Origin of the sequence: Oryzibacter oryziterrae, assembly GCF_021864535.1 — a bacterium.
GTDB classification, from domain to species: Bacteria; Pseudomonadota; Alphaproteobacteria; order Rhizobiales; family Pleomorphomonadaceae; genus Pleomorphomonas; species Pleomorphomonas oryziterrae.
In genome coordinates this window covers 32894-51477 of sequence record NZ_JAKJIC010000006.1, presented here as the reverse complement: position 1 = coordinate 51477, position 18584 = coordinate 32894, and the positions used below count along the sequence as shown (strand labels likewise).

Genomic DNA, 18584 nt, shown 5'->3' with positions numbered 1-18584 from the left:
AGGAGAGGTTTGAATGAACGCATGGACCGTGCATGGCACGATTTCCGGTCCCATCGTAATGATCGGTTTTGGATCCATTGGGCGCGGCACGCTGCCGCTCATCGAACGGCATCTCGACTTCGACCGATCACGCTTTGTGGTGATTGACCCAAGCGACAAGGGCAAGGACATTCTGGCCTATCACGGTATCAAGTTCATCCAGGCCGCTGTGACCGAAGAGAACTACCGCGAACTGCTGACCCCGCTGCTCACCGAAGGCGGTGGCCAGGGCTTCTGCATCAACCTCTCGGTCGACACCTCCTCGCTCGACATCATGAAGCTCTGCCGGGAGATCGGCTCGCTCTACATCGATACCGTGGTCGAGCCCTGGGAAGGTTTCTATTTCGACAAGGACGCCCACCCGAGCGACCGCACCAACTACGCCCTGCGTGAAGCCGTGCGCGCCGAGAAGCGCAGTAATCCCGGCGGTTCGACGGCGGTGTCCTGCTGCGGCGCCAATCCGGGCATGGTCAGCTGGTTCGTCAAGGTGGCGCTCACCAACCTCGCCGACGACATGGGGCTTGCCTATGACAAGCCGAAGAACCGCGCCGACTGGGCCGCGCTGATGCAGCGCGTCGGCGTCAAGGGCATCCACATTGCCGAGCGCGACACTCAGCGCACGCGCATTCCCCATTCCATGCACGTGTTCCGCAACACCTGGTCGGTGGACGGCTTCGTCTCCGAAGGATTGCAGCCGGCCGAGCTTGGCTGGGGCACGTTCGAGACCTGGGAGCCGGACACCGCCCGCCATCACGACGCCGGTTGTCAGGCCGCCATCTACCTGCTGCAGGCCGGCGCCAACACGCGCGTGCGCACCTGGTGCCCGACGCCCGGTCCGCAGTTCGGCTTCCTGGTGACCCACAATGAGGCCATCTCCATCTCCGACTATTACACCGTCGGCGAGGGCGCCAAGCCGGCCTACCGTCCCACCTGCCACTATGCCTATCACCCGGCCAATGTGGCGGTGCTGTCGCTGCATGAAATGTTCGGCCAGGGCGGCCAGATGCAGGCCGACACCCATGTTCTCTCCGAAAAGGACATTGTCGACGGTTCGGATGAACTGGGCGTGCTGCTGTTCGGCCACGAGAAGAACGCCTACTGGTACGGCTCGCAGCTCTCCATCGACGAGGCGCGCAAGCTCGCCCCCTATCAGAATGCCACCGGCCTGCAGGTCACCTCGGCCGTGCTGGCGGGCATCGTCTGGGCGCTGGAAAACCCCGACGCCGGCATCGTCGAGACCGACGAGATGGACCACGAGCGCTGCCTCGAGGTGCAGATGCCCTATCTCGGGCCGGTGAAGGGCTATTACACCGACTGGACCCCGCTCGAAGGGCGCCCGGGCTTCTTCCCCGAGGACATCGACGAGGCCTCGCCCTGGAGCTTCCGCAACATCCTGGTGCGCTGAGTTGCGAAGGATCGAGAGCTGCGGCGCGCGCCGCAGCTCTCCCATCTCGAACGTCTCATGCCCCTGATGCAGATCAGAAATTCGAACCGGATGCAACGAGCCGATGCGTCAGCATCTTGGCGCTGAGCATCATGTCTGCGACGGGGTGAAACGGGCGACCAGTTCGTGCGCGTCGCCGGGATAGATGAGCGAGACGGCGGTGACCGGCTGCTCGGCCCGCCAGGTATGGCGATCGATCACCAGACAGGCGGTGCCCTCGGGCAGGTCCAGCGCGGCGGCGGCCCTGGCGTCGGCGCCGACGGCGCGGATGCGATGTTCGGCCTCCGTCCAGGGCACCTGCCGCATCAGCCAGGTGCCGGGGGGCGCATCGTCGAAGGTCTCGTCCGCCGCCTCGGGAACGACAGAGAGGTTGATCAGCCGGCTTTCGAGACAGAAGGGCCGGCCACCGGCAAAATGCCGGCATTCGATGTCCAGCACCTGATCGCTGATCCCGACATCGAGACGCTTGCGGTCGGCGCTCAGCGCCCGGCGGCGGCTGCGCTTGGTCAGCTCGAAATGATAGGGCAGCCCACGGCTCGACACTTCCGCCTTGATGTCGTGGATGTCGATCACCACCGCCTGCGAATGCGGCCGGGTGACAAAACTGCCGGCCTTGCGCCGACGCTCGATCAGGCCGGATTTGGCAAGCTCCGTGAGCACCTTGTTGACGGTCATGCGCGAGCAGCCATAGAGCGCGGTCAGCTCGTGCTCGAAGGGAATGCGGTGGCCGGGCGGCCAATCACCGGAAAAGATATGCTGTTCGATCTCGGCCCGAATTTGCTGATGCAGCGACATGGACACTCGCCAGATTGCATCCGGGCTCTGCCGGACGATCGAAACAGGGTGGATCGAATTTGATCCCGTGAAGGCGCTGACTGTCAACCGCCGGTGCAGGGATTTTCCGCACCCCGGCCGTCAGGCGCTAAGAACAGCCTGCAGGGTTTGCCTAAAACGGGCTTCGATCGCCGGCCGGGCCACATGCCGCCCGCCCTCGACGCATTTGCGACCGCGGGCATAGACGCAATCCACAAGGCCGTTGCCGGCCGAGAAGATCCAGCCATCGACAAGCGCATCGCCGCCGCGCCCCACCACGGCGGGATGATCGGCGCGCAGCGTGACGAAGTCAGCCGGTGCCCCGATCGCAAGACCCGCCTCGACGCCGAGCGCACGGGCGCCGCCGGCGAGCGCCGCATCGAACAGCTGGCGTCCGGTGGAGCCTTCGCGAAGCGACATGACGTTGCGTGCCCGGGCGGCGAGACGCTGCGAATATTCGAACATCCGCAGTTCACCGGCGACAGATAGCTCAACATTGGAATCCGAGCCGATGCCCCAGGCACCGCCGGCACCGGCAAAGGCAGCGCCGGAGAAGATGCCGTCACCGAGATTGGCCTCGGTGATCGGGCAAAGGCCGGCCACCGCGCCGCTTCTGGCAAGGCGCGCCGTCTCGTCCGCGGTCATGTGGGTGGCGTGCACCAGGCACCAGCGGGGATCGACCGCCGCATGATCGAGGAGCCACTCGACCGGGCGGGCGCCCGTGGCGGTCAGACAGGCCTCGACCTCGCCCGTCTGTTCGGCAATGTGGATATGGACAGGGCCCGAACCGGCCAGGTCCGTCAGCGCTGCCAGTTCCTCGGCCGTCACGGCGCGCAGGCTGTGCGGGGCAAGGCCCACCGCGCCGCCGGGAAGCGCGGCCACATGTCGTCGGGCACCATCGAGCAGGGCGGCAAAGCCATCGAGATCGTTGAGGAACCGCCGTTGACCGGACGCCGGTGCGGCCCCGCCGAAGTTCGAATGGGCATAGAAGACCGGCAACAGGGTGAGGCCGATGCCTGCCGCGCCGGCGGCAGCGGCAATGCGGGCGGCCATTTCGGCCGGATCGGCATAGGCGCGGCCGTCGAGATCGTGATGCAGATAGTGGAACTCGCCGACCCGCGTGAAGCCGGCTTCGAGCATCTCGATGTAGAGTTCGGCCGCCACCGCCTCGACCTGCTCGGGCGAGAGCGTCAGGGCGAAGCGATACATCACCTCGCGCCAGCTCCAGAAGGAATCGCGCGAGGCACCGCGCGTCTCGGCAAGACCGGCCATGCCGCGCTGGAAAGCGTGGCTGTGCAGGTTGGGCATGCCGGGGACGACAACGGCGTGGCAGATGTCGCCAGCCAGCGCTTCGCCGGTCTCAAGGGCCGAGATCAGGCCGTTCTCGACGCGGATGCGCAGGTTTTCGCGCCAGCCGTCCGGTGTCAGCGCCGCCTTTGCGTGGATCGTCGTCATGCCCCAAGCCTTCCCCTGCCGACAGGCCGGATGCCCGGAGCGGATGCGCTCGGGCGTCCTCTTGCATTTGTCGATATTATGTCTATACATTTGTGTATGTCTAGACATAAAATGGCGCCGGACAGGACGAGGACCGCACCATGGCGACGAAGACACCGGACAGGCTGATCGTGAACGCACGCCTCGCCACCCTGGCGGGGCCGGATGGCCTTGGCATCGTCGAAGACGGCGCCATCGCCATGGCCGACGGCCGCATCGTCTATGCCGGCCCCGAGGCCGATCTGCCGGGAAGTTTGCGCGGCTCAGCCGAGGTGATCGACGTCGGCGGGCGCTGGGTGACGCCGGGCCTCATCGACTGCCACACCCATCTGGTCCACGCCGGCGACCGCGCCCATGAGTTCGAACTTCGCCTCGCCGGCGCCACCTATGAGGAGATCGCCCGCGCTGGCGGCGGCATCGTCTCCTCGGTGAAGGCGCTTCGGGCAGCCTCGGAGGCCGAGCTGATGGCCGAGAGCCTTCCGCGGCTCGACGCACTGATCGCCGAGGGCGTCACCACCGTCGAGATCAAGTCGGGCTACGGCCTCGACCTCGAGAACGAAGCCAAGACGCTGCGCGTAGCGCGCGAACTCGGCGAAATTCGCCCAGTGGGCATCCGCACCACGTTTCTCGGCGCACACGCGCTGCCGCCGGAATTTGCCGGCAACAAGGCCGGCTATGTGGAGAGCGTCATCAAGGACATGCTGCCGGCACTGGCCGACGAAGGCCTTGTCGACGCCGTCGACGGCTTCTGCGAAACGATCGCCTTTTCGCCCGAGGACATGGAGCGCGTCTTCGCCGCCGCAGAACAACGCGGGCTCAAGGTGAAGCTGCACGCCGACCAGCTGTCCAACCTCGGCGGTGCCGGTCTTGCCGCCCGTCACGGGGCGCTATCGGCCGACCATCTCGAATATACCGATGAGGCAGGCGCCGCCGCCATGGCCGCCGCCGGCACCGTCGCCGTGCTGCTGCCGGGCGCCTTCTATTTCATCCACGAGACCAGGAAGCCGCCGGTGGACCTGTTCCGCCGCGCCGGCGTCAAGCTGGCGCTGGCCACCGACATGAACCCCGGCACCTCGCCGCTCACCTCGCTGCTGCTGACCATGAACATGGGCGCAACGCTGTTCGGCCTGACGGTGGAGGAGTGCTTGCGCGCCGTCACCACCAACGCCGCCCACGCCCTCGGCCTCCACACGGAGACCGGAACCATCGAGGCCGGCAAATGGGCCGATCTCGCCGTCTGGTCCGTCAACCGCCCGGCGGAACTCGTCTACCGCATGGGCTTCAACCCGCTTCACCGTCGCTTCTGGAGAGGTCAATGACCGCGATCCGTCTCATCCCCGGCCAGGCAACGCTCGCCGACTGGCGCGCCATCTATCAGGGCGCCGTGCCCACGCTCGATCCGTCCTGCCGTGCGGCCGTGGCGGCGAGTGCGGCGGCCGTCGACCGCATCCTCGCCAAGGGCGAGCCGGTCTATGGCATCAACACCGGCTTCGGCAAGCTGGCGAGCGTGCGCATCGCCGCCGAAGACCTCGAAACGCTCCAGCGCAATATCGTGCTGTCGCATGCCGCCGGCACCGGCGCGCCGCTGTCCGCCGCTATCACCCGGCTGATGATGGCGCTGAAGCTTGCGAGCCTCGCCCAGGGGGCCTCGGGCATCCGCCCGGCGACGCTGGACCTGCTGGAAGCCATGCTCGCCCGCGACGTGATCCCGCTGGTGCCCGAGCAGGGATCGGTGGGCGCCTCGGGCGATCTGGCGCCGCTGTCGCATATGACCGCCGTGATGATCGGCGTCGGCGAGGCGCTGCATCAGGGCAAGCGGCTGAGCGCCGTGGACGCCCTCACCGCGGCCGGGCTCGCCCCGATCACGCTCGGTGCCAAGGAAGGTCTGGCGCTGCTCAACGGCACGCAATTCTCCACCGCCAACGCGCTGGCCGGCCTGTTCGAGGCGGAGATCGTCTTCCAGTCGGCGCTGGTCACCGGCGCGCTGTCGACCGACGCGGCGCGCGGTTCCGACGCGCCCTTCGATCCGCGCATCCACGCCCTGCGCCGCCATCGCGGCCAGATCGAAACCGCCGCGGCGCTGCGTGGCCTGATGACGGGCAGCGCCATCCGCGCCTCCCACGTCGAAGGCGACGACCGGGTGCAGGATCCCTATTGCCTGCGCTGCCAGCCGCAGGTGATGGGCGCCGCGCTCGACGTGCTGCGCCAGGCGGCGGCGACGCTGGAGATCGAGGCAAACGGCGTCTCCGACAATCCCTTGATCTTTGCCGAGGACGACACCGCGCTGTCGGGCGGCAACTTCCACGCCGAACCCGTCGCCTTTGCCGCCGACATGATCGCGCTGGCGCTGTGCGAGATCGGCTCGATCGCCGAGCGGCGCATCGCCATGCTGGTCGACCCGGCGCTGTCGGGCCTGCCGGCCTTCCTGACGCCCAAGCCGGGCCTCAACTCCGGCTTCATGATCCCGCAGGTGACGGCGGCGGCGCTGGTGTCGGAGAACAAGCAGCGCGCCTATCCGGCCTCGGTGGATTCCATCCCCACCTCGGCCAATCAGGAAGACCATGTGTCCATGGCCGCCCACGGCGCCCGCCGCCTCGCCGCCATGGCCGCCAATGTGCGCGCCGTCATCGGCATCGAGCTGCTCGCCGCCGCGCAGGGCTGCGGCTTCCACGCGCCGTTGGCAACCTCGGCGCCGCTCGGCGCGGTGATCGCACGGCTCCGCCAGGACGTGCCGCGTCTGGAAGACGACCGGCATTTCCATCCGGACATGGAAGCGGCCATCGCGCTGGTGGCATCGGGCGAGCTGCCCAGGCTGGTGGCGGGCTGCACCCTGCCGGCCATTGCGGGAGAGGTGGCATGACCGGCGCCTGGCTCACCGTCCGCCGTGGCAATGCACCGCTGGTCGTCAGCCTGCCGCATACGGGCACCGATCTCCGCGACCTGGAACCGCGCCTCGTCTCGCCCTGGCTGGCGCGCAAGGACGCCGACTGGTGGATCGACCGCCTCTATGATTTTGCCGCCGAGCTCGACGCCACCATCGTGCACACGGCGATCTCGCGCACGGTGATCGACGTCAACCGCGATCCCAGCGGCGTCTCGCTCTATCCGGGGCAGGCGACCACCGAGCTCTGCCCGACCACCACCTTCGACGGCGAACCGCTCTACCGCGACGGGCAGGCCCCGGACGCCGAGGAGATCGAGGCCCGCCGGCTCGCCTATCACGCGCCCTATCACGCCGCGCTGCGGGCGGAGATCGAGCGTCTCAGGGCCATCCATCCCACCGTGGTGCTCTACGACTGCCATTCGATCCGCTCGGAGATCCCGCGCCTCTTCGAGGGGCCGCTGCCCAACTTCAACATCGGCACCAACAGCGGCAAGGCCGCCGATGCCGCGCTGACGGCCGCGATCGCAGCGCTGGCCACGGGACCGAACTGGACAGCCGTCACCAACGGCCGCTTCAAGGGCGGCATCATCACCCGTGCCTTCGGCACCCCGGAGAGCGGCGTGCACGCGGTGCAGATGGAACTTGCCTGCCGCACCTACGTGAACGAGCCCGTCGGCCCGGTGAGCGAGGCCAACTGGCCGCTACCCTACGATCCCGCCTACGCCGAACCGATCCGCGCCACGCTGCGCCAGATCCTCAACACCTGCATCCTGTTCGCCGCCGCGCGGCGCTGACCTGTCCGGGAGGAACAAGCCATGACCCGTATCGACAATGACCGCGTCATCCGCGCCGACCGGGGCACCACGCTCTCGGCCAAGAGCTGGCTGACCGAAGCGCCGTTGCGCATGCTGATGAACAATCTCGACCCCGACGTGGCCGAGCGCCCCGGCGAGCTGGTGGTCTACGGCGGCATCGGCCGCGCCGCCCGCGACTGGGAGAGCTATGACCGCATCGTCGCGACGCTGAAGCGGCTCGAGGCCGATCAGACACTGCTGGTGCAGTCGGGCAAGCCGGTAGGCGTGTTCCGCACCCATGCCGACGCGCCGCGCGTGCTGATCGCCAACTCCAACCTGGTGCCGCACTGGGCCACCTGGGACAAGTTCCACGAACTCGACCGCAAGGGCCTGATGATGTACGGCCAGATGACGGCCGGCTCCTGGATCTACATCGGCAGCCAGGGCATCGTGCAGGGCACCTACGAGACCTTCGTGGAAATGGGCCGTCGCCACTTCGGCGGCAGCCTCGCCGGCAAGTGGATCCTGACCGCCGGGCTCGGCGGCATGGGCGGCGCCCAGCCGCTCGCCGCCACCATGGCCGGCGCCGCCTGCCTTGCCATTGAATGCCAGCCGAGCCGCATCGACATGCGCCTGCGCACCGGCTACGTCGACGTGCAGGCCAAGGATCTCGACGACGCGCTCGCCATCATCGCCCGCGCCACCGCCGACAGACAAGCCATCTCCGTCGCCCTGCTCGGCAATGCCGCGGAAATCCTGCCCGAACTGGTCCGTCGCGGCGTCCGCCCCGACTGCGTCACCGACCAGACCTCGGCCCATGACCCGATCAACGGCTACCTGCCGATCGGCTGGACGCTGGGCGAGTGGGAAGACAAGCGCGCCTCCGATCCCAAGGCGGTGGAAAAGGCCGCCCGCGCCTCCATGGCCGTGCATGTGCGCGCCATGCTGGACTTCTGGAACGCCGGCATCCCCACCGTCGACTACGGCAACAACATCCGCCAGATGGCCTTCGAGGAAGGCGTGACCGACGCCTTCGCTTTCCCCGGCTTCGTGCCGGCCTATATCCGCCCGCTGTTCTGCCGCGGCATCGGCCCGTTCCGCTGGGCGGCGCTGTCGGGCGATCCGGAAGACATCGCCCGCACCGACGCCAAGGTGAAGGAGCTGATCCCCGACGATGCGCATCTGCACAACTGGCTCGACATGGCGGCCAAGCGCATCCATTTCCAGGGCCTGCCGGCGCGCATCTGCTGGGTCGGCCTCGGCGACCGCCACCGACTCGGCCTTGCCTTCAACGAGATGGTGCGCACAGGCGAACTGTCTGCCCCCGTGGTCATCGGCCGCGATCACCTCGATTCGGGCTCCGTCGCCTCGCCCAACCGCGAGACGGAAGCCATGGCCGACGGCTCGGACGCGGTGTCCGACTGGCCGCTGCTCAACGCGCTGCTCAACTGCGCCTCGGGCGCGACCTGGGTCAGCCTGCATCATGGCGGCGGCGTTGGCATGGGCTTCTCGCAGCATTCGGGCATGGTGATCGTCTGCGACGGCTCAGACGCCGCCGACCAGCGCCTCGCCCGCGTGCTGTGGAACGACCCGGCCACCGGCGTCATGCGCCACGCCGACGCCGGCTATGACATCGCCCGCGACTGGGCGCGCGAGAAGGGCCTCGACCTGCCGGGCATCCTGGGATGAGCGCCATCAGGCTGATCCGCCATCGCGACCTGAAACCCACGCCCTGGAAGAACGGCGGCGGCGAGACGCGCGAGATCGCCGCCTTTCCGCCGGGCGCGGGGCTTGAGGACTTCGTGTGGCGGATCAGCATGGCGACGGTGGCCTCGGACGGCCCCTTCTCAGCGTTCCCCGGCATCGACCGCGTGCTGACGGTGGTGGACGGCGACGGCATCGATCTGATGGTTGATGGCATCAGCCGGACACTGACGCCCAACGACCCACCCTTCGCCTTCGCCGGCGACGCCCCCGCCGCCGCCCGCCTGATCGGCAGTGTGGTCACCGACATCAACGTGATGACACGGCGGGGCCGCTGCACGGCGCGCGTGAGCGTGCTGTCAGGGCAGGAGGCGCTGGTGACCAGCCAAGACGAGGTGGTGATCCTGCTGAGCCGCTCGGACGGTCTGGAGGTGATCGCCGAAGGCCAGCAATTGAGGCTCGACCGCTTCGACAGCCTGATCGGAGGCGCCGGCACCTATCGCCTCGAGGCGGGCAGCAAGGCGGCCGACGCGCTCGTCATCGAGCTGAAAATAGCCGACTAAGCTTCAAGTTCCTCCGCCTGCTGCGATCCGGCGCGGATCGCCTTCAGCACATCCTTCTGCAGGGCGATGAAATCGGCCGTGGAGATCACATCCTGGGTGCGCGGACGCGCGAGGCCCACATGGAAGGACGCCGAAATGCGGCCCGGATGCAGGCTCATGGCCAGAATGCGATCGGAGAGATAGACGGCCTCTTCCACGTCATGGGTGACAAAGAGCACGGTGAGCCGGTGCTCTTCCCAGATGCGGGTGAGCAGTTCCTGCATCTGGTGGCGAGTCAGCGCGTCGAGCGCACCGAAGGGCTCGTCCATCAGCAGCATCTTCGGGCGATAGGACAGTGCGCGGGCAATGGCGACGCGCTGCTTCATGCCGCCGGACAGCTGCGCCGGATAGGCGTCGGCAAAGCGGGTGAGTTTGACCAGCTCGATATGTTCGCGGGCGATGTCGCGGCATTCGCCCGCCGACTTGCCGGCCGCCTTCAGGGCGAACTCCACATTCTCGATCGCCGTCAGCCAGGGCAGGAGCGTATAGGACTGGAACACCACGCCGCGGTCGAGACCGGGGCCGGTGATCGGCGCGCCGTCGATCAGCACCACGCCGTCGTCGAAGTCCTGCAGTCCCGCGACGATGGAGAGAAGCGTGCTCTTGCCGCAGCCGGACGCGCCCACCAGCGAGACGAATTCATTGTCGGCGAGCTCGACGTTGATGTCGGCCAGAACCTGCACCGGTCCGGACTTGGACGGAAACCACTTTTCGAGACCGGTGATGGAGAGCTTGGGAGCGGCCATGTCAGCGCCTCGCCGCGTAGCGGAACAGCACCCGCTCCAGCGCCTTCATCGACTGATCGGTGATCAGCCCGAGAATGCCGAGGAACAGGATGTAGCCAATGATGGTCTGGGTCTGGAAATAGCGTTGCGAAACGGTGATGCGATAGCCAAGGCCCGAGGTGGCCGCCACCAGTTCTGCCAGCACCAGCCAGGTCCAGGCCCAGCCGAGCGAGATGCGCAGCGTGTCCCAGATGCCCGGCAGCGACGACGGCAGCACGATGCGGGTGAGGATCTTGAACTCGCTGAGGCCCAGCGTGCGGCCGAGACCGACGAAGTCGGGCGGCACGCGCTTCACATTGTCCATCACCATCAGCACCTGCTGGAAGAAGGTACCGATCCAGATGATGACGAATTTCTGGATGTCGGACGTGCCGGCCCACAGGATGGTGAGCGGCACGAAGGCGACCACCGGCATATAGCGGACGAAATCGACAAAGGGTTCGATCGCCGCTTCCCAGGGGCGGAAGCAGCCGATCAGCACGCCCACCGGGATCGCCATGGCGGAGGCGAGCAGGAAGCCCACCATCATGCGATAGAGGCTGGCGCCCGCATCGACCCACAGCGTGCCGTCGGCGGCAAGCGCCACCATCTTGACCCAGACGGCGTCCGGACCGGGCAGGAAGATCGGCTTGATGAGCCCCGACGCGGTCGAGGCCCACCAGAGGAGCACGAAGGCGGCAAAGACAGTGCCGGCAATGCCGACATAGGCGCGGCGGCTGAGGCCCTCACCGATCCGGAAGGCACTCCGGCGGCGCTTCACCGCCGGCTTGCCGTTGACCTTGACGTCCGCCATCTGTCTTGCCCCTTAGCCCGGCTTACTTGGACGCTGCGTCGACGAAGGACGGGTCGATGATCGCTTCCGGCGCGAGATCGGCATCGATCAGCTTGGCCTGCTTGGCAGCCTTCAGCACGTCAGCGTAGGTCTTGGTCTTGAAGTCGCCGGCGAAAGCCTTGGCCGCCTCGGCCGCCGAGTAATACTGCACGCCGTCGAAAGCGGTGGCGAGATCCTCGGGCGTGGCACCGACGGCTTCCGAGATGATGGCCCGGTCTTCCTTGGTGTTGGCCTTGTAGTCGGCCAACGCCGCATCCCAGGCCTTCAGCATGGCGAGCACCTGGCCCGGACGCTCCTTCAGCACCTCTTCGCGCACGACGAAGACGTCGGAGATCAGGCCCGGGTTGGCACCGGCGGTGTAGAGCAGCTTGATGTCGGCATTCTGCGCCTTGGCCACCGAGATATAGGGCTCATAGGTGACGGCGACCGGCACCTGACCGGCGATCAGCGCGCTGCCGGCGTCGGAGGCGGGCATCGGCACCTTCTCGATGTCGTCGATGGTCAGGCCGGCGCTGGCGAGCGCATAGTTGATGAGGATGTCGGAGGTGGTGCCTTCCTCGAAGGCCACCTTCTTGCCCTTGAGATCGGCAACGGTGGCGACGTCCTTGCCGGCGAGCACGGCGTCGGCAGTGAGCGAGAAATCCAGCAACGACACGATCTTCACCGGCAGGCCGGCCGCGACCATGCCGATGGCGGTGTGGGTGGCGATGTTGGCGCCGTCAAGCTCGCCCGAGGCCAGCGCGGCGTTGATGTCCTTGTCCTGCGTGAAGTTGACGATCTGAGCATCGGCAAGACCGGCCTTGGCGAACAGGCCCTTCTTGGCGGCCACATGCCACTGACCATAGCCGAGCCAGGGCTCGATGCCGATCTTGAAGGTGCCCGGCTCCGGCGTCGCCGGAATGTCGCCGGCCAGCGCCGGAGCGAGACCGAGGGCGAGGGCCACCGCCGCACCGGCGGCAAGCAGGGAGGCACGGCGAGACATCAGGCTGGCAATCATCTTCGTCCCTTTCATCGGCAGACGGCGTAAGATCTGACCCTCAACCGCTGAAGATGCGGCCCCACGAAGGGAGGAGGGAAGACCACGTGGCATCAGGATTTATGTATAGACTTGAGGGCAAAGCCATCGCAATGCATTTTTCTGCGGCATGATGGAAATTTCGGCACTTCGGCATCCGCACTCAAGCTGGAGGAGAAACCCTCACCCGAAGGTGAGGGCCATATTTTGAAGGCCATGGGCCGGATCAAGTCAACTGCCGCAAGGTATGCCGGCGGCAGCGGCAGAAGCGATGTCCACTCGCATCCCTTGCATGTCGTCACGCGCCCGGATCAATGGCTGCAAGGAAGGCCGTCAGGTCGTCCTCGGCTCCATCAGCCGGTTCGGAGCCGGCCATCACGGCCACCGAGAAGGCGATCGCCGAGGAGGTGGCGTCATGGGTGGCGGCACCGGCGCGCAGGTTCATCACCAGCGTGGGACAGAGAAAGAGCGCGAGCCGGATGACCCGCTGCCATTCGGCGGGCAACAGGCCGCGATCCCTCAAGGCGGCGAGAAGCGGCTTCCACACCAGCTCGCCCTTGGTCCGCAAGAGAGCCCGCCGCAAGGGCGAAAGGCGCCAGCTGGTATCGAGGGCGAGCACGCCGTCGGCATATGCAGCACACGCCGTGTGATGACGGCCCAGCTCAGCGGGATCGTAGAGCCAGAGCGGATGGGCGAGGCAATTGTGGAAGGTGGCCTTCACTTCGGCGAGCAGCGCCGGCACATGTTCGCCGGCAAAGGCCGGATCGAAGAAGGACAACACCGCCCGCCCGTCGCGCCGGCCGAACCACACATTGGCGTTGTGCGCGTCGCCATGGGCGGTGAGACCGCCGCAATTGGCAAGACGGGCGGGATCGAGACGATCGAGCGCCTCGGCGAAAAGCTCGCCGATGGACCGCGCATAGGCGACGCCGTTGACGACGATGCGGGCGGCGGCAAAGCGGTCCCACGCCAGCTGCACGCCGGGAAGTTCGACGGTCTGGCCGAGATAGAAGCTGCGATAGCGCCCGCCGGGACGGACTCCGGTGACCGGATCGACAAGGCGATCGTGGAACAATCGGTGGATCGGTTCGGCGGCCACCTGGCGCGCCGTCACCGGATGCAGCGTGTCGAGATAGACCCGCGCGATGATGCGATCGAGATCTGCCTGCGCCGCGATCGCCTCCGCCTCGGCCGCAGCATCGGGCTGAAGATCGAGCGCGCGCAGCACGTCCGACAGGCGCGGATCGCTGCGCCGGCGATAGACGAGGATCTGCTCGCCGGGCAGCGCCGACATGTGCACCGGCTGATCGACCGGCAGGCCGGCGCGGGCGAGGATGTCGGCACGATAATATTCGCCCGACATGGCCTCCTCGCCCTCCTCCTGGTGGAACTTGAAGAAGAAGGCCTCGCCGCCGGCGCGAAAGAAGCCATTCAGCGAATTGAGACTGTACTGGTCGGCGTTGAGCGCCACCTCTTCGGCCATCAGGCCGAAGAGGTCGTGCAGGAGAGCGGCCAGCAACCGGCAGGCCGCAGGCTCGTCAGTGCGGGCAAGGCGACGGATTTCCGCCGTGCGGCTATCGGTTTGGCTCATGGAAAGGACCTTGCCTCAAGTGTCGATGTCATCCCTTGAGGTAGGGATCGCGCATGTCCGACACGGCGTTGTAATGCGAGGAGAAGCCCTCGTATTGTGCCAGCGTGCGGGCGTGGCGGGCATAGTCGGGATAGGCGCCGGCCGTGACATAGCCGACCGACGAGCGCTTCATGAAGTCGTTGACCGACAGCGGCCCCCAGGTGCGCGCCCAGCGGCTGGTGGGCAGCACGGCATTGGGACCGAGGCCGAAGTTGGCGATCGAGCAGGGCGTATAGGGGCCCATCAGGATCTCCGAGGCGTCGGTGATCTGGCCGAGGTGGCTGAAGGGATCGGTGGAGAGGATCTCGAGATGCTCCGGCGCATAGTCGTTGACGAAGCGGATGCTTTCTTCGACGGACGGGGTCAGCACGATGCCGCCATAGGGTCCGCCGAGCACGGTCTGCGAGAAGGCGACGCGTTGCTCGGTCATCTTGGCCCAATGCTGCGGCAGAGCGGCGAGCGCTTCTTCCGCCACGCGGCGCGAATGGGTGACGAGATAGGCCGAGGAATCCGGGCCATGCTCGGCCTCGATCAGCAGATCGAGCGCGGCGAGGCCGCCATGCACCGTGTCGTCGGCGAAGATGAGCGATTCCGACGGGCCCGCCGGCAAGCCGGCGTCGATGATTCCGGACAGGAGCCGCTTGGCGGCCACCACCCAGGGGCTGCCGGGGCCGACGATCTTGAGCGCCGGCTTGACCGTCTCCGTCCCGAAGGTCACGGCCGCCACCGCCTGGGCACCGCCGACCTTGTAGACGGTCTCCACACCGGCAAGGCGCGCAGCCACCAGCGTTGCGGCATCGACGCCGCCATCGGGCGTCGGCGGGGTAACGATGGAGAGGTTGGGCACGCCGGCCACCACCGCCGGCACGGCGGTCATCATGGTCACAGAGGGGAAGGCACCCTTGCCGCGCGGAATGTAGAGCGCCACCGACTTGATCGGCGTGAAGCGGTCGCCGGCAAAGCCGCCGGGGCGCGTCTCCTTGAGCCACATGGGTTCGGGCTTCTGCTCTTCATGGAAGACGCGGATATTGTCGATGCCGAAGCGGATCGCCTCGATCACCTCCGGCGCCACCGCCTTGAAGGCGGCGCCGAACTCGGCTTCGGAGGCTTTGAGCCTGGAGGCATCGAGATCGGCCTTGTCGAGATCGCGGGCAAAGCGCACCAGCGCGGCGTCGCCCTCGCTCTTCACCGCCTCGATGATCGGCTTCACCCTGTCGATGAAGGAGGTGAGATCGGCCTCGGAGCGCTTGAACAGCGCCTCGCGGGCGGCGACATCGAGCGTGGCGAGTTCGTGAAAGGACACTTTCGTCATGGGATTTTCCCTTGTTCGGCACCGCGGAGTGCCGGGATCAACGTGAAGGTCAGATGGACGCCAGATAGCCGCCGTCGACGGCAAGGCACTGGCCGGTGATATAGGCAGAGGCATCGCCCACCAGGAAGACGGCGATGCCGGCGAGATCCTCGAGCGCGCCGAAGCGGCCCTGCGGGATCTTGGCGAGCATGGCCGCCCGCCAGTCGTCGGAGCGATAGAAGACGTCGGTCATGTCGGTGTGGAAATAGCCCGGCGCGATGGCGTTGACGCGAATGCCGCGCGGGCTCCACTCGGTGGACAGCGCCCGCGTCATGCCCAGAAGGCCGGTCTTGGAGGCGCCGTAGGGCACGGCGGTGGGAATGCCCACATAGCTCGTCAGCGAGCACAAATTGACGATGGAGCCGCGGCCGCCTGCGATCATCACCTTGGCCGCCGCCTGCGCCACGAAGAAGGCGCCCTTGAGATTGGTGTCGACGATGCGATCCCACAGCGCCTCGGTCACGTCGAGCGAAGGGCTGACCTCTTCATAGCCGGCATTGTTGATGAGGATGTCGAGGCCGCCGAGCGCGGTGGCCGCCTCCGCCACTGCCGCACCGACGCGACCCGTATCCTGGACGTCGAGGCCGACGGCGACCGCCCGACCGCCGGCTGCGCGAATGTCGCCGGCCACGGCGTCGAGATCGGCGAGACTGCGCGCGGCAATGGCCACATCGGCCCCGGCTTCCGCCAGAGCAAGCGCAAGGGCGCGGCCGATGCCGCGACTGGCGCCGGTTACAAGCGCCCGCCGCCCCGCCAGAGAGAAATTCACGCCCATGCCTCACCTCCCGGGTCGCCGGACCTGCGGCGACCTCCGCCATCGGCCACGCAAGCGAACCGCCCAGCCTGCGCAAAAAAGCATCATGTATAGACATGATGCAGGATCGGAACAGCTGCCGTCAACCCTGTCAATGCAGCATGAAGCTTGTTCGATGATCGACGCCCTCGGGCCGGTGAAGCCGAGCCCCGACCATGTTATGCTGCCGCCGCTTGCCGCCAACGGAGGATGCCATGATTGCCAAGCTTGTCCGCGTGAGCCAAACCACCGCGCTCGCCGCCCTCCTGCTCGGCGCCACCGGTGGCGCCAGCGCCATGGCCGCCAGTTCATCGGTCATCCCGGGTACGAAGTGCCCGAACTTCCCGGCCAACAGCTGGTGGCATGCCGACATCAGCGCCCTGCCCCGCCACGCCAAGTCCAACGCCTGGATGGCGCACATGTCTTCAGGCCGCAAGCTGCATCCCGACTTCGGCCCGAGCTACGGCGAACTGACCGTGCCCTATGGCATTCCCATCACCGTGGTGAGTGCCAGCCACGCCAAGGTGAAGGTGACCTTCGGCTATGCCGACCAGAGCGACGCCATCCCCTACCCCCTGGGAGCGGACACCAAGGTGGAGGGCGGCCAATGGACATCGGGCGACCGGCATACCATCGTCGTCGACAAGGACACCTGCCGCCTCTACGAGACCTGGGCCACCAACAAATCGGGCAGCAAATGGTCGGCCGGCAGCGGCGCCAGCTGGTTGCTGACCTCCAACACCCTGCGCCGCAAGGGCTGGACCTCGGCCGACGCCGCCGGCCTGCCCATCCTGCCGGGTCTGCTGCGCTATGACGAAGTGAAGGCGCTGAAGATCGACCATGCGATCCGCTTCACCACCGACGTGAGCGACCGCAGTTTCCTCTGGCCGGCCCGGCATCAGGCCGGCGGCGTCTCGGACAGCAACTATCCGCCCATGGGCGCGCGCTTCCGCCTGAAAGCCTCCTTCACGATCGACCCGAAGCTGCGGCCCGACACCAGGGCCATCCTGAAGGCCTTCAAAACCTACGGTCTGGTGCTGGCCGACAACGGCTCGTCCTGGTTCTTCCAGGGCACTGCCGACACCCGCTGGCCGGAGGCCCTGCTCGACGAACTGAAGTCCATCCCCGCATCGGCCTTCGAAGCGGTGGACACCTCCTCGCTGAAGGTCAGCGACGGCAGCATGCAGGTGAAGCCGTGAGCCAACTGGCCATGTTCAACAAAATTGCGGACTGTTGAACATAACCTTGGGCAAGCGGCAGCTCAGCGTCCGCCTTACCCCCGCCAGAGCAGCACGTCGCGCTCACCCGGCACGTCCAGCTCGCTCGGGAAGTCCGGGTAGACGAAGCTCTTCCCGTCCTTTTCGAAGGTGACGCGGCCGGTGGCACGGTCCCAGGCGGTGATGTGTTCGCGCCGCGCCTTGCCGACGGGACTGTCGAGCGTGAAGCGGATGGCGTTGATCCAGCTTGGGGTCGAGGCCGTCAGGGCGTCCTGCAGGGCAAGGATGCGGTCGAGCGTCAGGCGATAGGGCGCCGAATGGTGGATCGGCTCGGGCAGGTAGACCGACAGCGTGCGGACGCGGGCGTCGTCGAGATCTTCGACGAGGCGGCGGAGCACGTCCACGTGGTCGTTGACGCCGCGCAGCAGCGGGAAATGATTGTAGAGGCGGATGCGACGGGCGGCGAGGCGACTGAGTACCTCTCGCACGTCATCGCAGACCTCGTAAGGATGGGCGAAGTGGAAGACGAGACGCACGTCGGCTTCCGCCAGAAGGTCGATCTTGGCCGGATCGCCGAAGATCTTCGGCGCAAAGGCCAGCGTGCGGCTGTGGATGCGGATCGAGCGGATCTGCGGCAGTGCCCTGAGGCGGCGGAAGATCAGTTCCAGGTCGCGCAGCGGCAGGGTCAGCGGATCACCGCCCGACAGGATCACTTCGCTGACCTCGGGCTTGCTGCCGAGATAGGCAACGAGATGATCGAGCTCGCGGACGACGACGGCCCGCTCGTCGGCATGGGCGTCGGTCAGCACGTCCTGGCGGAAGCAATATTGGCAATGGCCGGCACAGACCGAGGTGGGCATGAACAGCACCCGGTCGGCATATTTGTGGATGATGGTCTGCGAGCCCGGCACCGGCATGTTGGAGCGGTCGTCGACCCAGTCGGCCACTTCGTGACCCGCGCGGGCGGTGAAGCGATCGCGCGTCGGGCGCACCATGCGATGGAGCGGCCCTTCGGTATGCCCGAGGGCGGCAAGTTCCTGATCGAGCTTCAGCTGGTAGAAGGCCGGCACCTTGATCGGCAGCAGCCGATCACGCGCGGCAAGCTCGCCATAGCGGGCGTCGAGCAACGCCTGCTCGGCCGGCGTCGTGCGGCCGGAAGGCTGACCGGTGGCAACGGCGCTCATGGA

The 18584-nt window shown here is 67.0% G+C and carries 16 protein-coding genes; 7 read left to right on the top strand and 9 right to left on the bottom strand.

Annotation, left to right across the window (positions count from 1 at the left end; genetic code table 11):
• The first annotated feature begins 13 nt into the window (after window positions 1-13).
• Window positions 14-1444 carry a homospermidine synthase gene (locus tag L2I41_RS08215; protein ID WP_237153054.1) on the top strand — a complete coding sequence of 477 codons (1431 nt, stop codon included), beginning with the start codon at window positions 14-16 and terminating at the stop codon, window positions 1442-1444.
• A 129-nt stretch (window positions 1445-1573) separates the two neighbouring features.
• Here L2I41_RS08215 and hutC read toward each other — a convergent pair whose 3' ends face one another.
• Together hutC and L2I41_RS08205 are read right to left on the bottom strand one after the other, a co-directional pair.
• The gene (gene hutC / locus L2I41_RS08210; RefSeq protein WP_237153053.1) at window positions 1574-2278 is read right to left on the bottom strand and encodes a histidine utilization transcriptional repressor HutC; all 705 of its coding nucleotides are present in this window, start codon (window positions 2276-2278) and stop codon (window positions 1574-1576) included.
• 120 nt (window positions 2279-2398) lie between these two features.
• On the bottom strand, window positions 2399-3751 hold the full coding sequence (locus L2I41_RS08205) for a formimidoylglutamate deiminase (RefSeq protein WP_237153052.1): 1353 nt from the start codon (window positions 3749-3751) through the stop codon (window positions 2399-2401).
• A 140-nt stretch (window positions 3752-3891) separates the two neighbouring features.
• On the opposite strand from L2I41_RS08205, the gene hutI reads away from it, so the two are divergent.
• Genes hutI through L2I41_RS08180 form a run of 5 tightly spaced genes read left to right on the top strand, consistent with a single transcriptional unit; the run spans window position 3892 to window position 9735 of the window.
• Window positions 3892-5109: an imidazolonepropionase gene (hutI, locus tag L2I41_RS08200; protein ID WP_237153051.1), complete on the top strand. Its 1218-nt coding sequence runs from the start codon at window positions 3892-3894 to the stop codon at window positions 5107-5109.
• Window positions 5106-6650, top strand: a complete 1545-nt coding sequence (gene hutH / locus L2I41_RS08195) for a histidine ammonia-lyase (protein ID WP_237153050.1) — start codon at window positions 5106-5108, stop codon at window positions 6648-6650. Before hutI ends, hutH begins: the two co-directional genes overlap by 4 nt.
• Complete coding sequence (gene hutG / locus L2I41_RS08190) at window positions 6647-7468, top strand: N-formylglutamate deformylase (RefSeq protein WP_237153049.1); 822 nt, start codon at window positions 6647-6649, stop codon at window positions 7466-7468. The genes hutH and hutG overlap by 4 nt, the downstream gene beginning before the upstream one ends.
• Window positions 7469-7489: 21 nt before the next feature.
• Window positions 7490-9157, top strand: coding sequence for a urocanate hydratase (hutU, locus tag L2I41_RS08185; protein ID WP_237153048.1), 1668 nt, complete (start codon window positions 7490-7492; stop codon window positions 9155-9157).
• A complete protein-coding gene (locus tag L2I41_RS08180; protein ID WP_237153047.1) occupies window positions 9154-9735 on the top strand; it encodes a HutD/Ves family protein in 582 nt (193 codons plus the stop codon). The genes hutU and L2I41_RS08180 overlap by 4 nt, the downstream gene beginning before the upstream one ends.
• Here the strand turns inward: L2I41_RS08180 and L2I41_RS08175 are convergent.
• From L2I41_RS08175 to L2I41_RS08150, 6 genes are all read right to left on the bottom strand, one after another.
• Window positions 9732-10520, bottom strand: coding sequence for an ABC transporter ATP-binding protein (locus L2I41_RS08175; protein WP_237153046.1), 789 nt, complete (start codon window positions 10518-10520; stop codon window positions 9732-9734). The two genes, L2I41_RS08180 and L2I41_RS08175, sit on opposite strands and share 4 nt — an antisense overlap.
• Window position 10521: 1 nt before the next feature.
• Entirely contained in the window at window positions 10522-11352 is an 831-nt protein-coding gene (locus tag L2I41_RS08170; RefSeq protein ID WP_237153045.1) for an ABC transporter permease, read from the bottom strand.
• Window positions 11353-11374: 22 nt separating this feature from the next.
• A complete protein-coding gene (locus tag L2I41_RS08165) occupies window positions 11375-12373 on the bottom strand; it encodes an ABC transporter substrate-binding protein (RefSeq protein ID WP_237153044.1) in 999 nt (332 codons plus the stop codon).
• 331 nt (window positions 12374-12704) lie between these two features.
• Window positions 12705-13997 carry a hypothetical protein gene (locus L2I41_RS08160; protein ID WP_237153043.1) on the bottom strand — a complete coding sequence of 431 codons (1293 nt, stop codon included), beginning with the start codon at window positions 13995-13997 and terminating at the stop codon, window positions 12705-12707.
• A 28-nt stretch (window positions 13998-14025) separates the two neighbouring features.
• Window positions 14026-15348, bottom strand: coding sequence for a histidinol dehydrogenase (hisD, locus tag L2I41_RS08155; protein ID WP_237153042.1), 1323 nt, complete (start codon window positions 15346-15348; stop codon window positions 14026-14028).
• A 49-nt stretch (window positions 15349-15397) separates the two neighbouring features.
• Window positions 15398-16162 (bottom strand): SDR family NAD(P)-dependent oxidoreductase, encoded by a 765-nt coding sequence (locus L2I41_RS08150; protein ID WP_237153041.1) that lies wholly within the window; start codon window positions 16160-16162, stop codon window positions 15398-15400.
• A gap of 233 nt (window positions 16163-16395) precedes the next feature.
• Between L2I41_RS08150 and L2I41_RS08145 the strand changes: the two genes are divergently transcribed.
• Entirely contained in the window at window positions 16396-17379 is a 984-nt protein-coding gene (locus L2I41_RS08145) for a hypothetical protein (protein WP_237153040.1), read from the top strand.
• Between the two features lie 74 nt (window positions 17380-17453).
• On the opposite strand, the gene L2I41_RS08140 is transcribed toward L2I41_RS08145, so the two are convergent.
• Window positions 17454-18581 carry a radical SAM protein gene (locus L2I41_RS08140; RefSeq protein WP_237153039.1) on the bottom strand — a complete coding sequence of 376 codons (1128 nt, stop codon included), beginning with the start codon at window positions 18579-18581 and terminating at the stop codon, window positions 17454-17456.
• Window positions 18582-18584: the final 3 nt, after the last annotated feature.